Annotated in this window: 14 protein-coding genes; 4 read left to right on the top strand and 10 right to left on the bottom strand. The window is 31.5% G+C overall.

Annotated elements, in window-relative coordinates; all coding sequences use genetic code 11:
- Positions 1-25: 25 nt before the first annotated feature.
- Positions 26-2,518 carry an ABC transporter permease gene (locus D1815_RS05280; protein ID WP_118389883.1) on the bottom strand — a complete coding sequence of 831 codons (2,493 nt, stop codon included), beginning with the start codon at positions 2,516-2,518 and terminating at the stop codon, positions 26-28.
- Positions 2,519-2,565: 47 nt separating this feature from the next.
- The gene (locus D1815_RS05275) at positions 2,566-3,255 is read right to left on the bottom strand and encodes an ABC transporter ATP-binding protein (protein ID WP_118386216.1); all 690 of its coding nucleotides are present in this window, start codon (positions 3,253-3,255) and stop codon (positions 2,566-2,568) included.
- 28 nt (positions 3,256-3,283) lie between these two features.
- Between D1815_RS05275 and D1815_RS05270 the strand changes: the two genes are divergently transcribed.
- The gene (locus tag D1815_RS05270; protein WP_118386215.1) at positions 3,284-4,027 is read left to right on the top strand and encodes an arylesterase; all 744 of its coding nucleotides are present in this window, start codon (positions 3,284-3,286) and stop codon (positions 4,025-4,027) included.
- 11 nt (positions 4,028-4,038) lie between these two features.
- Here the strand turns inward: D1815_RS05270 and D1815_RS05265 are convergent, their stop codons facing one another.
- Together D1815_RS05265 and D1815_RS05260 are read right to left on the bottom strand one after the other, a co-directional pair.
- On the bottom strand, positions 4,039-5,148 hold the full coding sequence (locus D1815_RS05265) for a serine hydrolase (protein WP_118386214.1): 1,110 nt from the start codon (positions 5,146-5,148) through the stop codon (positions 4,039-4,041).
- Between the two features lie 94 nt (positions 5,149-5,242).
- Positions 5,243-7,108 carry a S41 family peptidase gene (locus D1815_RS05260; RefSeq protein ID WP_158594520.1) on the bottom strand — a complete coding sequence of 622 codons (1,866 nt, stop codon included), beginning with the start codon at positions 7,106-7,108 and terminating at the stop codon, positions 5,243-5,245.
- A 164-nt stretch (positions 7,109-7,272) separates the two neighbouring features.
- On the opposite strand from D1815_RS05260, the gene D1815_RS05255 reads away from it, so the two are divergent.
- Both D1815_RS05255 and D1815_RS05250 read left to right on the top strand, forming a co-directional pair.
- The gene (locus tag D1815_RS05255) at positions 7,273-8,280 is read left to right on the top strand and encodes a sensor histidine kinase (RefSeq protein WP_118386212.1); all 1,008 of its coding nucleotides are present in this window, start codon (positions 7,273-7,275) and stop codon (positions 8,278-8,280) included.
- Positions 8,280-8,987 carry a LytTR family DNA-binding domain-containing protein gene (locus D1815_RS05250; protein ID WP_118386211.1) on the top strand — a complete coding sequence of 236 codons (708 nt, stop codon included), beginning with the start codon at positions 8,280-8,282 and terminating at the stop codon, positions 8,985-8,987. The genes D1815_RS05255 and D1815_RS05250 overlap by 1 nt, the downstream gene beginning before the upstream one ends.
- Before the next feature lie 67 nt (positions 8,988-9,054).
- Here D1815_RS05250 and D1815_RS05245 read toward each other — a convergent pair whose 3' ends face one another.
- Together D1815_RS05245 and D1815_RS05240 are read right to left on the bottom strand one after the other, a co-directional pair.
- The gene (locus D1815_RS05245; RefSeq protein ID WP_118386210.1) at positions 9,055-9,909 is read right to left on the bottom strand and encodes a LamG-like jellyroll fold domain-containing protein; all 855 of its coding nucleotides are present in this window, start codon (positions 9,907-9,909) and stop codon (positions 9,055-9,057) included.
- A gap of 77 nt (positions 9,910-9,986) precedes the next feature.
- A complete protein-coding gene (locus D1815_RS05240; RefSeq protein ID WP_118386209.1) occupies positions 9,987-10,682 on the bottom strand; it encodes an aspartate/glutamate racemase family protein in 696 nt (231 codons plus the stop codon).
- A gap of 145 nt (positions 10,683-10,827) precedes the next feature.
- On the opposite strand from D1815_RS05240, the gene D1815_RS05235 reads away from it, so the two are divergent.
- The gene (locus D1815_RS05235) at positions 10,828-11,718 is read left to right on the top strand and encodes a LysR family transcriptional regulator (RefSeq protein WP_118386208.1); all 891 of its coding nucleotides are present in this window, start codon (positions 10,828-10,830) and stop codon (positions 11,716-11,718) included.
- Between the two features lie 57 nt (positions 11,719-11,775).
- Here D1815_RS05235 and dsrP read toward each other — a convergent pair whose 3' ends face one another.
- The 4 genes from dsrP to D1815_RS05215 all read right to left on the bottom strand — a co-directional run bounded on the left by dsrP (position 11,776) and on the right by D1815_RS05215 (position 15,548).
- Positions 11,776-12,993, bottom strand: coding sequence for a sulfate reduction electron transfer complex DsrMKJOP subunit DsrP (gene dsrP / locus D1815_RS05230; RefSeq protein WP_118386207.1), 1,218 nt, complete (start codon positions 12,991-12,993; stop codon positions 11,776-11,778).
- 78 nt (positions 12,994-13,071) lie between these two features.
- Entirely contained in the window at positions 13,072-14,190 is a 1,119-nt protein-coding gene (locus tag D1815_RS05225) for a 4Fe-4S dicluster domain-containing protein (protein ID WP_118386206.1), read from the bottom strand.
- A 43-nt stretch (positions 14,191-14,233) separates the two neighbouring features.
- Entirely contained in the window at positions 14,234-14,854 is a 621-nt protein-coding gene (locus tag D1815_RS05220; RefSeq protein WP_118386205.1) for a cytochrome c3 family protein, read from the bottom strand.
- A complete protein-coding gene (locus D1815_RS05215; RefSeq protein WP_118386204.1) occupies positions 14,847-15,548 on the bottom strand; it encodes a multiheme c-type cytochrome in 702 nt (233 codons plus the stop codon). Before D1815_RS05215 ends, D1815_RS05220 begins: the two co-directional genes overlap by 8 nt.
- Positions 15,549-15,551: the final 3 nt, after the last annotated feature.

Here is a 15,551-nt window from a genome sequence, read left to right as displayed (position 1 = left end):
CTGATATATAAAATTAATCCTACGACTACCCCACTTTCCTCAAAATATTTAAAGGCGGACTTTGTAACACACTTTTAATATTACTTAATCCAATGAGCAATACTAAAATTACTATACTAGGCAGAAACAGTAAGAATGGAATGCCAGAAGGCACAAAAGGTTCTTCGAATAATAGTGTTGCTAATAATTGACTACTGATTAAAGATAATAGGATTCCAGCCAAACTGCCAAGTATTCCTAAAAATAAATACTCTAGCGCCGTAATACTAAGAATTTGTTTGCTTTTTGCACCCAATGTACGTAATAACACACTCTCTTTAATACGTTGGTATTTACTATTTCGAACCGAACCTATTAATACAATAACACCTGTAAGAATACTAAAGAATGCCATAAAATTAATCACCCAGGAGATTTTTCCTAGAATGTCTTCAATAACAGTATAGATCTGTCTAAGATCAAAGACAGTAACATTTGGAAATTTACTTACTAGTTCTCGTTGCAGTGCAGCAGATTGATTATTATCAGGTACATATGTAGTAAGTACATGAAATTGTGGCGCTTGTTCTAATACGCCTTTTGGAAATACTACCATAAAATTTAACTGTAAGCGTGTCCAATCTACTTTTCTGATGCTTCCAACAATGGTTTCCATCAATACACCTTGTATATTAAAAATAACAGGATCCCCAACTCCTAACTTTGCATTTTCTGCAAGACTTTCTGATATTGAGATGGGAACTTTTTCTCCAGATTTAACTTCTTTTACCCAGCTACCATCAATTATAGATTCTGAAGCAATAAGCGAATCCCTAAAAGTCGTCCTAAATTCATGATTAAGTACCCAATCATTCACTGCAGTAGTTGTATCTTTTCTAATCTCATTACTTAATTTCCCATTAATACTATGCATCCGCATAGTAACAATGGATAGATTATCGATAACTTCTAATCCAGACGGGGTCATGCTCGCAATTACGGCATCACGCTGCTCTGGTTGCACATCTACTAAAATAATATTCGCATTGTCTGAACCGTTATCCAATGCTGTTTTTGTTAATAGTATGTCTTTGGTAAAATATAAAGTACTAATCAAAAAAGTACCAAGACCTATAGCAAATATAAGTACCGTAGTCTGGTTATTAGGTCTAAAGAGATTCAACAAACTCGTTCTAGCTGTAAATCCCCAAGCGGTTGGAAAATATTTTTTAATTACCTTAATAAATAAGGTAGAGATCCCTGCTAAAATAGCAAAGGTGGCAAAAATACCTGCTACAAAAGCAAAAGCAAATAGTATATCTCTAAAGATCCATAGGGAGAATAAAAGAATAAAAAGCAAAATTGCGCCAAAGGTAAATACTCGAATCTTTTTAGATCCTCTAGCTTGTTTTTCTGACACCCGTAACACTTCTAATGGTGATACATACCAAGTAGAAAGTAAAGGTTGTAATGCAAATAATACCGACATCAAAACACCTAATAGTAATCCCATAAAAATTGGCTGTAGACTTATAGAAACTTCTACATCAAATGGTAAAAATCCATCCAAAAGAAATGGAAGTAATTGTTGAAGTCCTATACCCGCTACTGTCCCTAAAATTCCACCAATAAGTCCCATCACAGCAATTTGTATTAGGTAAATCAAAAAAGCCTGTTTTCTACTCGCTCCTAAACATTTTAAAACCGCAACATCTGTTAATTTCTCTTTGATATAGATATGTACTGAACTAGCTATGCCAATGCAGCCTAGTAGTAAGGCTATAAACGCCGCCAAGTTCAGAAATTTACCTAGATTTCCATAACCACGTCCTATTCGTTGACTAGTACTGGTATGCGTATCGAGGTCAGCATTTTCTGCATCCAAGATAGGATCTAAAGTCTTATCTAATTTAATTAGATCTACTTCTGGTGATTCAAAAAAATATTGATATCTCTTTCTGCTGCCCAATTGCAACAATTCGGTCTGTTCTATAAATCGATATGGGATTAGTACTGTGGGAGCTACTGTTGATGAGATTCCAGAACTACCCGGCATTGAATTAATAGCTCCTAGAATAGGAAAGGTAACCAATCCTAACTTGATAGAGTCACCTGGTTTTATATCATATTGCAACATGAGCGTTGCATCCACTAAGGCTCCTCCCCTTTTTTGATACTCCGTAGCTGCAGTAATAGGTTCCGTTTCCAAAGTTCCATAAAAAGGAAAATTGCCTTCCATACCTCGTACTTGTACTAATTTAGCAGCTCCATTTCTTGGAAACGCCGCCATGGATGGGAAATTAACTTCGTAAGCGTCTGCTCCCAATGAATCGATGATAGTCTGAACTTTTTCATTAGGAAGTTGTCTACTATCTATTATAAAATCAGCCCCCATCAATACTTTGGATTGATCCTGTATATTTTGTTTTACATTTTCACTGAATAATTGTATCGAAACTACAGCGGCAATACCAAGAATGATAGATGCCATAAATAATAGTAATCTGGAAATGCTAGATCGTCCATCACGCCACGCCATCTTTAGTAACCAAGCAATATCTATTTTTGAATATGAATCCATTTTCATTATTGTACTAATGTTTTCTCATTGCTTATAATTTTCCCTCCTTTTAATCTAAGTATCTGTTGGGTTCGATTTGCCAAATCAAGATCGTGAGAGATAATAACCAAAGTCGTTCCAGCTTCTTTATTTAATTCAAAGAGGAGCTGTATGACCTTTTCTCCAGTCTCTTCATCTAAATTCCCTGTTGGTTCATCGGCAAATAAAATTGTTGGCTTGTTTGAAAAGGCACGGGCTAATGCGACACGTTGTTGCTCTCCTCCTGATAATTGTGAGGGATAGTGATGAAAACGATGTGATAATCCAACCTTTTCTAGTAACTCCTTGCCTTTTGTAACGGCATTTTTAACTCCTTGTAATTCCAAAGGTACAATCACATTCTCTAATGCTGTTAAAGTGGGAAGCAATTGAAAATTCTGAAATATAAATCCTACTTCTTTATTTCTTAATTGTGCACGTTCATCTTCATTCAATTCCTGAATATTTTGGCCACATAACTCTACAATACCTGAGTCCTGGTTGTCTAATCCAGCACATAGTCCAAGTAAAGTGGTTTTACCACTTCCAGAAGGTCCTACAATAGAAAAGGTAGCTCCTTTTTCGACTTCAAACGAGATATTGTCTAAGACCTTAAGTTTTTTTGAACCACTGCTATAAGTCTTCTCCAGTTCATGAATCTTTAATATCTTTGGCATATTGATTTTCAATTAATTCAATTAGATAATGCAAAAGAGGAAAAATAAGCAAATGGTTTCGTATTTATATACTCGTTATAAGTTGATTTCCTTAAAGTTTTGTTATTTTTTATTCATTAGTTTGCTATTATCCTGTGGAGAAAACACTGCTAAAAAAGAAGAAACTAATATAGACAGTTCTATTGAAAATAGCAGTGACTCAGCTAAAAGCACTCTTACTAAAACCATTCTTTGTTTTGGAGATAGCTTAACTGCTGGCTATGGATTAGATGATATTAATGATGCGTATCCTGCTGTACTTCAGAACAGACTGGATTCTTTAGGTTTAGGGTATACTGTTATCAACTCGGGATTAAGCGGAGAGACGACAGCTGGCGGAAATAGCCGTATCTCTTGGGTACTTAATCAGAAAGTTGATGTCTTTATTCTAGAACTAGGTGCTAATGATGGATTGCGGGGAGTTCCTTTAACAGAAACCCGAAATAATCTTCAATCCATTATCGATGCTGTACGAAAAAAAAACTCAGAAACTACAATCATATTAGCTGGTATGCAGTTACCACCAAATATGGGGCCCGAGTATATTACGGAGTTTAGAAATATTTTTCCTGATCTTGCGCAGAAAAATGAGCTAGCACTGATCCCTTTTCTTTTAAAAGATGTTGGAGGTATTCCAGAACTAAATCAAGCGGATGGTATACACCCGACTATAGAAGGACAAAAAATTCTAGCGAATAATGTTTGGGAGGTGCTAAAAACAGTTTTAAAGTAGCGTTATAATCCTTATTTAACAAAACTCAACAGTTGACTAATAAATTTATAAGAGTTAAAGTTTGGCGTCGCTTGACTAATACTATATGAAAGTGTTGATTTTGTTTTAGGACAATATCCTACGAAAGTATCATAAAACCCAAAATGCCCATAATAAACATCGTCATTTATAATAAATTCATATATACCTAAACCATATCTACTTTCATTTTTTTTAGTGAACGCAACATTAATCATTTTATTCAATGATTTTTTATTGATCAGATTATAACTAAATAATGCTTTTATGAATAGTGCTAAATCAGCATTTGTAGATACAAGTCCTCCTCCGGCCCAATCGAATGATGTGTTTATATCAGAAAAATTTATGTTACCTATATACTGGCTTATTTGACTAGTGTTTTTATTGAACTCTTCATAATATTCAAAATATGTATACTCCATTCCTAATGGTTCCAATATTCGATTTCTAATGGATTGAGATAGCGTAGTTTGATCTAACTGTTCTATAAGTAACCCAAGTAATACGTAATTGATATCCGAATAATACCATCCTTCATTAGGAATAAAGTGAGGCTCATTGTTAAGGTTTTGTTGATAATATAATTCTATAATTGATTTTGGATTATATTGTTTGCTAGGGTTCTGAGCTACCATTCCAAAAAATGTATCTTCTCTATCCTTAAAAATATCAGCAAATCCTGATCGATGTGATAATAGTTGTTTGATAGTGATACGTTCCGAATATTTTATAGTATCCAAAATATGTAAATTTTCAAAATCGAGGTATTCTATATCTTTCAAATACCTGAATACCTTATTATTTATATCTAGTTTACCTTCTTCTTCAAGCTGAAGTATAATCGTTGATATAAAAAGTTTAGTGCTGCTTGCAATTTTAAATGAACTATTTTTTGTTACTGGATTTCCATTTTCTGTAGTTAATCCAAACCCCTCATTATAGTGAAATTTTTGACTTTCATTTTCTAAATACACTAAGATACTATGTACAGGGTTTTCTGAACTATGATTAATTTGATTATTAATTCTAGTACTAATTGAGTCTATTTGTGCAAGTACAAAGTTTGACAAAAAGAATAAAACATATAATTGTGGTTTCATGTTTTTTTAGTCTTTAGTTTCCTCTATTTTACTCCAATTATATATTCAGATTGATTTGATAAAATATAATCAATATTCATGAATTTTCTAAATATTAATTCTCATCATTAATAATGGTAACTAATTTTTCTAATTGCGTATCCTTTCCTTTAAATATTTGTTCTTTATCTACTGATATATTGATATCAGGAACTGTTCCATTGCCATCTAAGGTTTTTCCATTGCGTTGAAACGATAACATTGTTGATACCTTTACTCTAATATTAGAATTGGTTAAATACATTTCTTTTGAGTTTCCACTAGATCCATCAGTAGTTACTCCTACTATTTTTACATTAGGTAAACCCTTATAAGCAGCTGTAAAAACAGTAGCTGCACTAAAACTACTTTCATTTACTAATATATAAACTGGCTGTTTGTAAAAGGTTTTTTTATGCTTCAATACCATATAAAAAGGGGCACTAAACTTAGAATGATCAAATTCTTGCTTAATTTTGTATGTTTTATTGAATTCATCGATTGCGAACCTATCTGAATTTGAGAATTCATCGGAATTATAAGAATACAAATAACGACTGCTCATTGAATGTTCATCAGTATCTATTATTTTATTTGTTCGTAAATATCCAACATTGGCTACCCACGGTGACTGTCCTTGTGGTATCATATAATTTGCAAAAGTTTGTAATATATCTCTGGTTCCTCCTGGGTTATTTCTGATATCTATTATTAAGGCTTTGGTGTTAGAAAGTTCTTTCATCGTAGTTTCTACGAAATGTTCTAAACTATCAACCTTTTTATAATTAAACATCATCGGAATTTTTATATAACCGATATTATCAGTTAATAACCTTTTTAAGCTATCAAACTGTCCAGTATTAGTTGTGTTTTTTATAGCATTGTAATTGGCAATACGAAGTGTAGAAACATATCCTTTGCTATCTAGCGTTAGTTTATGTATATCTTTTTTCTCATTCTTTCCATCTGTAAACACCACTTCTACCCTTTTTAAATTTCTTTTGTTGTTATTAAATAAGAGTGATCCATATTGCTCAATTGCGTTGGCTCCTCTTGTAATTTTTGCTTCTTTTGGTGCTTTTTTATCTCTATAATTATAATTGGTAATTAATGTGTCGATGTGTATTCCGTTAATACTTTTAATATACGGATAGTTCTTATAGTAGTATTGGTACGAATTATTTCCGAATCTTCTTTTGACTGCTATAACTTGTTTATCTAGAACGGTAATCCCAAAAGGTAGTTTTTGCTCATATGATTCATGACTTTTTTTATCAAATGATTCATTTTTTATTGATGCATGTCTATCACCAATCTCTGCCATAACTTTACTCATTTCATATACAAGTTCATCTACCTGAATACTATCTTCTCTTTTTAATATTAAAGCTATAATTTCATCAATCGCTGTATGATAATCAAAATTAGAGAGTTGTGAATAGGATGATCTGTTATTTAGAATTTTTTTGAATTGTTTTATATCTTCAATGGCTTCTGTTTTACCGATACTCTTCTTAGTTTTTTCTTTACTAATAGTGTTCTTTTTACTAGGTTTGGATACGTTATTGTAGTGTAGGCAACGTTGTCTATTTTCAAAAGTGAATGTACCAGTATATGTCTTAGCAACTCCATTTCTAGACAAAACCAAATAAACATCTTTATTTGGTATATAATTTAAACTTCTAAGCACTTCTACAAGGTCTTCTGAAAAACGTTTTTTCCATTTTGTATTATATTCTTTTTTACAAAAACGTATTAGTTCATCTTTATCAAAATAATCTAGCTTTTCGAAATGATACCATTCATTATTGAATTCGACTACTGGCTGATCATTATCCCATGTCACCGCTGTGAAAGGAGATGCTTTTTCTAGCTCAAGTTTTTGTCCAAAACCAATAGTTGTCAATAAACTAATTATTAAAGTGATGATAGTAGTTTTCATTTTTATATGTTTTAAAAGTGAATTCTTTTCAAACATATTTTTATTTATCTACTCATAAAAAAGAAATAGAGTAACCTAGTTTACTAATCGACAAACGTGGTATTATTATCGATTTATCCGAATTATGTTTTAATATATTTACAACAGTCTATCACAATACACATATGTTTCAATTATCAGATAAACAAATACAAGTACTAAACACCCTATTTAATGTGGTTTTTATAACGATTATAGTCTTCCAAGTCATAAGAAAGGCTCTATATACGCTTCCTGATAAATGGCTTTTCTTTTTAACTAGTGATGCTGTAGAGTATTTTATCTTTTCTGTGATTGCCTATTTATTATATTATTATGTATTAAGGCGTAATCAATTGTGGTATAAGATTGGTTTTATACTTCTGTTTATTGTGCTTATCGTATTAGTAGCTTTACTAAAGTCATATAGAATACATAACGAAGTATTATTAGATAGATCATTTGATTTTTCTACAGAATTTATTGGAAAAACTTTCCTGTTTTATTTTCTTATTTACTTTATAAATAGATTAGATTTTTTTAATAGATATAAAAATTTAGAAAACGAATTAAACCAAGCAAAAGGACAGCTGTTAAGAAATCAATTACACCCACATTTCTTATTTAATGCTTTTAATTCACTTTATAGTATGTCTCTAAAAAACAGCCCAGATACACCAAACACTATATTGAAACTCTCTGGGATGATGCGTTATTTAACGGATGATTCTACCAACAAACGGGTAAAACTAACACAAGAATTAAAATTTATTGAAGAGTATATTGCTATAGAAAAAATAAGATTTGGAGATCAAGCAACTATTAAGTTAAGTATTAATGGAATTGCCGAAGGTAAAAATATTGAACCCTTGTTATTAATTACTTTGGTAGAGAATGCTTTTAAACATGGGTTTTACATCAATCATCAAGATGCATTTGTTAGCATTAATATAACATGTAAGAATCATATTATTTTGTTTAAGGTAGAAAACAGTATACTAGACAAGCAGCATTTTAATATAACTAATCGAAAAGGAAAAGGTATAGAGAGTCTAAAAAAGAGATTAGCACTTTCTTATCCTAAGAAACATAATTTAGTTCTACAGCATAACAACAATATATATTCTGCTAATTTAGAAATCAATCTAGGGTAATGAAAAAGCAAACTACCATAATTATTGATGATGAACCATTAGCAATCGATGTTCTGGTTAACTATATAAATAGATTTCCAGAATTTGAAATTTTAAAAACTTTTACAAGTTCTATAGCTGCTTTTAAGTATCTTAATGATAATCCAGTAGATCTGGTTTTTACAGATATTGCTATGCCACAAATTTCTGGTACAGAATTGGTAAAGCTAGCTAAAACTAAGACACAATTTGTAATGGTGACCTCCTATACAGATTATGCAATAGAAAGTTTTGAATTAAATGTCATCGATTACCTTCTAAAACCAGTATCCTTTGAGCGTTTTATAACCACCATAGAGCGTTTTAAACAAAATATTCTAATTCCTGATTCTAAGAAAGATTTGACCTTAAATCCATCTTTTTATATTAAAGAAGGAGATGAATTTATAAAAGTTTTGGTAGATGACATTGACTATATTGAAGGTATGAGAGATTATGCTAAAATTGTATGTGGTAAAAATTATTATCTAGCACTTAAAACATTGAAATCGATAGAAGAGAAATTAAACAGTTTTAATTTTATCAGAATACACAAGTCATATATAATTCCGTTAAAAAAAGTTTCTCAATATAATAATGGCTGCGTGTTAATTAATTCCTTTGAGATTCCTGTAGGCAGTAGTTATAGAAACAATTTAAAAAAGTATCTGGAAGACAATAAACTATAAACAACCCATTCGTACTACTGCTCTGTGTTTTCTGAAATAACATTTTTTAGATGCTTTTATAAAACCACTATTTTAATAATGTTTTTATACCTTCTTTAAGCTCAAAAATAGATTTTACTTCATTAACTTCTAATGTTTTATTAAAAATAACAAGTTCATCCATCAACCCAATATATCCTAATCCTAACATAATTTTTCCGTCTTTAGGTTCCCAAGTAAAAGGATCATTTATATCTTTTATGACTCCTTGAAATGTTCCATTTACATATAGCTTAAATGTAGGGTTTGCTGTATTTACTTTGGAAAAAGTCATAACCACATGGGTCCACTTTCCTTTCTTAAAAGGAGGTCTGCTAATAGTTACTGTTCGTTTTTCCCACTTTGTCACATCATTTTTATTTTCTGGGTTCCAAATATTTAGATCACCCATAGCTCCTAATCTAAATTTTCTTGGATTATGATCAGTAAAATCAACCCATAAGGCAGCATCATTATATCTAGTATCTGTAATGCATATAGGATCACAATACCCTGGCGCTAAGTCTTTATTGGGATCTAATTGTAACCAAAACGATACAGAACCACTCCATGATTTGTTATTATAACCAACATTTTTATAAGCTTTATAAAAAATAACAGTAGTGTTTTTGTCAATGAAATGAAGTGCATCACCAATCATCCCTTTATTTTTAGCTAGGACAACATTAGGGTTATGTAATCCAGGTTTAGCATTATTTAATTTTTTATAGCTTTCTGCAGTATATATCATTCCGTCTCCCTTGGATACATCAGCAGATAATTTTTCATCAAATGAACTGTAAAATAATATATGATTTCTTAATTTATTCTTTTGTGAAAACAGAGTACTCGTAATAAGAAAAATGAATACTCTAAATAAAGATAAAGATGTGATTTTTTTCATTGTATATTATTAAAGTTTTAATTTATATAATTTCATCTATTTTACATTATATCATATTAATAGGTGTAAAATTTTTGTTAGTTTTTTATACTCCACTCTATTGCCGCATGTGAGTGGATTTTTCCTGTGTCAAATATTGGAATTTCTATATCTGATTCTGAGATTAGTATAGGTAATTCGGTGCAACCCAAAATAACACCTTGCGCTCCTTGACTTTGTAGTTCTTCTATAATCTCAATAATTATTTGTTTTGAAGTGTTTGTAAATTGTCCTTTTACTAATTCATTATAGATAATATCATGAACAATTTGTCTATTACTTTTCTTCGGAGTTAAAATTTCTAATCCAAAATCATTTGTTAATGTCTTGGTATAAAAATCTTTTTCCATTGTAAATTTTGTACCTAGTAAGGCTATTTTTTCTAGTCCCAATTTTTTAATAGATTCTCCTGTAGTTGTAGCTATATGAAGGAAAGGAATAGTTATATGTTCAGAAATATAATCACTAACTAAGTGTATGGTATTGGTGCATAGTAATATTATATCCGCTCCTGCCCTTTCTAATTGTTGTGCTGCTTGTTTCATAAGTTCTCCTATAGCATTCCAATCATCGTTAAAAGTTAATCGTTCAATCTCAGCAAAATCTACTGAAATCAAGATACATTTTGCAGAATGAGAGCCACCCAAAAAATCTTTCGTCTTGATATTTAAAAATTCATAATATAATTTTGATGATTCCCAACTCATTCCTCCTATCAATCCAATGGTTTTCATATAAAAGCTCTAATTAATTGATGTTATTTATCCCAAAACTACAAGGAAGATTAAAGTTTATATAATTTTGAAATTGAGATAAATAAAACTATAACTGAAATAATTTCAGCTATGACATATAGGTAAGCAACTTATCTTTGTGTTTATGGAACTCAAATATTTCAGGTTAATTAAAACTATAGCAGAAGAAGGTAGTATTGCTAATTCTACAGAACTACTCTTTTTAACGCAATCGGCCTTAAGTCATCAATTACGTGAGTTAGAAGAACGACTAGGATTTAAAGTCTTTTATAGAACTAGAAATAAATGGGAGTTAACCCAAGAAGGTTCTGAACTATATAAGTTGGCCAATAAGTTATTTAGCTCTATTGATGAAGGTTTTACTGCCATAAGACACATAAAGGAAGGGGCTAAAGGTACTATTAAACTAAGTGCAGAATGTCAATCATTTTTTCATTCTATCCCGGCATTCATTCAAAAAATGGGGATCTTATATCCAGAAATAGATATTGATATAAGTCTTGGAGCAACACATCAAACCATATCACAAGTATTATCCGATGATATAGATATTGCCATTGTGACTACAAGACCAAATTCTGATGAACTTTCTAGTATTCCTGTATTTAGAGATGAGATTTTTGCTATTATGCATCAAGAACATCCATTGAATAATTTAACGTACCTAGATGCTAGTCATTTCGCAAATGTACATTTGTTAATCAATTCATTTCCTATAGAAGGTGTAGCTGTTTATGAACATTTTTTAAGGCCTAATAAAATAAATCCAATTAAAATCTCTGCCATTCCGTTTACAGAAATTACGCTATCAATGATACAAGCTAATATGGGAATTATGTGTGCCCCAAAATGGCAATTAAACTCTTTTAAATTGTCAAAAGATCTAGTATTTAAGGGTATTGGGAAAAATGGTTTAAAAAGAAAACATTATCTAGTAGTAAAAAAGAAACATCGTAATAGAAAATATATACACGATTTTATCTCTAATTTTGAAGAAGATTTTTTAGAAGCGTAATTCATTCATAACACTTGTTATCATTTCATTTTTTTATTACTTATATAATGAATTGTATTAGTTTTTAAATCTTAATTTTCCTGTTTCTATACCTATAGCAGTTTTAGCAAGAATTGTAAAAACAAAAGCTCCCAACGCCCATATACCCAGCGTTACTCCTATTTCAATACCGGAAGGTGTATACTCGGCTATTTTACCATAAGGACCAGGAATAAAGCCTGGTACAATTAAACCAAAACCTTTTTCAATCCAAATAGCAAGAAATAAAATAAAACAACAGAAATAAAGTACTTTAAAGTTATTACGTAATTTCCCAAAAGTTAAGAGTACTGTTGCGAGAACATTTAGAGGAATAGCTGTCCAGATCCAAGGTAATAAAGCTGTTTTACCTTCTAAACCAAAGAATAGATAAACCGCACTTTCACTATGATGTGTAGGAGAATAAAATTCTTTAAACAATTCAGAAACCAACATGATTAAGTTAATCTGAGCTGCAACAGTAACAATTTTTGCTATTTTTTTTATTGTTTTATCTTCTATTTTAAATTCTGTGAAATTTCTAATCATTGCAAGTACCAGAATGATTAAAGCTGGACCTGCAGCAAAAGCTGAAGCCAAAAATCGAGGCCCTAATAGTGCGTTATTCCAAAAAGGACGTGCTTGCAACCCCTGATATAAAAAAGCTGTTATTAAATGGATTCCTACTGCCCAAAATACAGATAAAATGGCACCAGGTACATATACTTTAGGATTCGCATCTTTTCCTTGATAATGTTTAAATAAAATATAAAAAGGAATAGTGATATTTATAAACAAATATCCATTAAGAACAATCACATCCCAAGTAAGCATCGAAGCTGGGAAATTGAAAACTCCAATACCAGGGATCATATGCCATAAAACCGAAGGGCCACCCATATCCGCCACTACAAAAGCTAGACACATAATCAACGCTGCTACAGCTAGACCCTCTCCTATTAAAACCGCTTGTTTAAAATCGATATCATGTAATACATAAGTAGGCATAACGAGCATCACAGCAGCAGCAGCCACACCAACCAAAAAAGTGAAATTAGATATATATAACCCCCAACTTACTCGATCATTCATTCCGGTAACTACAAGTCCTTCTTCTAATTGAATAGAATAACAATACATCCCTACTAACATAACGAATGTTAGAAATCCCATCCAAATAAGGTATTTAATAGAGCCTCTGGTAATAATATCCAAGCTATCCTTAATTAAACTTCCTAAAACTTTTAGTGTACCCATATCAATATTAATGAGGATTTTAATCCATTCATTTTATAATATTTTATATCTGAAATTTGTCAAACTTTATTACCAGTATTAATCCATAAAATACCAAAACTTAGGTTCCGTCCCTAAATCTTCTTTAAGCCTGAACACTTTTTTATTTTCTAAAACCCACCGTATTGTACTATTAGGGTCTAGTAAATTTCCAAAAATCCTAGCACCAGTGGGACAAGCTTCTACACAAGCTGGATCTTTTCCTGATCTGGAACGTTGTACACAAAAAGTGCATTTTTCCATTACACCTTTTTTCCTCATTCTATTCCCTAAATAATGTTGATTTTTATTAATTTCTTCCTCGGGAACTTCAGGTGAACTCCAATTAAATCGACGACCATCATATGGACAAGCTGCCATACAATATCTGCAACCTACACACCAATCATAATCAATTACAACCAAACCATCATCTTCTCTCCAAGTGGCTTGTACGGGGCAGACATCTACACAAGGTGGATTATCACAATGAAAACATTGAGTTCCCATATAAAAATGCCCCTCAGCGGGTACTTCATGATAATAATTATCATCAGCTTCATTAAACTTAAATCCTTCTCCGTCTTTCATTTCATGGATTCGGATATATTGCATTTCAGAATTACGATCCTGATTGTTTTCTTTCACACAGGCATTTACACAATCCATATATCCCTGACATTTAGATATATTGAATGCATACCCAAAAAGCACATCCTTAGAAGCATTCGTAGAGGTCATTTTTATATTTTCCCCTTTTCGTAGTTGATACGAACGCACTAAACGATCCACGGTACCTTTCTTCTCATCATCCGTCATTAGTTTATAGTTTCCTTTAAACTGTTCTTCCCAATCGATTTGCGCTTTTTCTTTACTATCATCTCCAGTAGTTACACTACAAGAGGTACTAGCAGCTCCCGCTCCAATCAATAAACTCGCGGTTAATTTCCTGAATGCAGTACGACGATCCATTTTAACTTCAAAAACTTGATCAAAACCATCTTTTCTCCTTTCGTCACCAATAGCTGCATCCACTGCTGTATCAAAATCTTCATCACTCATTTGATTACTATTATGAGACCCACAATTTCCTGATGAACTACCGCAACCACAAGATCCAGAAGTTTGTTTAGTAGTACTATTCATATTTAGTTTGAAATATTTCTCAATTCCATTCATAGCTTTATATTTTTTTGAAAAATCATACTAAAATGTTATTATATTACTCTCGTTCTTTAACTTTTTGTGTATTAAACCTAGAAGGCCATCTGGATAATATTTTAGGCTTGTGAGGATTGTGACAATTCACACATGTCATTGCTGCTCTGGGCTTAGCCCATCCTCCAATATTTTTACCATGAGCTCCACCTTTCCAATCTTCAAATTGACTACTATGACACTGAGCACATAATTGATAACTTCTATTAAAATCAATAGTTTTACCAGTAAGGCTTTGTAAATTATCCATATCATTACCATTATGGCAAGTATTACAATTCATTATTTCTTGATTAGCATGTTCCAAAACAACATCCCAATGTGCTTTTTTTAACGCTACTCCTTTTAATTCTTCTACTGGTTTAGAATGACATTCGGTACAGGCATATGATGTAATCTGACTTTTGCGATCAGGGATTAAAAATATATGATCACCTTCTGTAATTTCGATAGTTTTAAGATTTCCAATATAGGATTCTGAGGAGATTGATACTCCTTGATATTTTTCACTTTTTGCTTTTATTTTATCTGTTAAGCTATGATATTCATTTTCCTGGTGTTTGCAAGAAATAAGTGCTATCAAAAAAACACAAGTAAAAAAATATTTGTACATTTTTCTATTCATCTTTAGTGTTTTTAATTCTAGTAAAAATATTGGAATCAACTACTTTTCTTGTATCTGGCAGGTGACATTGTCTACAATTAATCCTATCGGGATGTGTTACTCTTATTTCTTTTGGTGCTGCTTGTCCAGCATGACAAGACAAACAATTTTCTCTCATTTGTATTTCGTGTGGAATCATTGGAGGACTTCCAGGTAAAGCACTATTGTTCCCTACTTGTGCAAAAAGCACTTTTTTAAAAGTAGTTTCCTTAAAAAATGATGATTCATTCTGTGCTACGTGACATTGTCTACAATTAATCATTTCTGGGTGAGGCGTTACAGGAGCATATGCATTAAACTTATCAGTAAAGCCTCCATTTTGATGACATTGTAAACATGCTTTTCCTCCCATTCCCCTTTCTCCTTTAATCAATGGATGCGGAATACTCGGTGGAGCTCCAGGATATGCTCTATTATTATAATATGAGTCTAATGTTCTTTGATGAGCTTCATCTATTGGCATATTGAGATAATCTAAAGCAAATTCAGAGCGTTCAAAAACTTTTTTTTCCGAAAAAATAATCGGTAGTGATTGTTCTTTAGCAATAGGAATATAGGCTTCTTCCAGTCCCTTTTTATAACTATATCCCCAATTAATAATGAAACCAATAAAAAGTAAAGTAAATAATAATATGATCCCAAGCCGTTTTTTCATTGT

The sequence above is a fragment of the Aquimarina sp. AD1 genome (assembly GCF_003443695.1).
In the GTDB taxonomy this organism is placed as follows: domain Bacteria; phylum Bacteroidota; class Bacteroidia; order Flavobacteriales; family Flavobacteriaceae; genus Aquimarina; species Aquimarina latercula.
The sequence above is the reverse complement of the archived record's forward strand: the minus strand, read 5'-3'. Positions and strand labels throughout refer to the sequence as shown.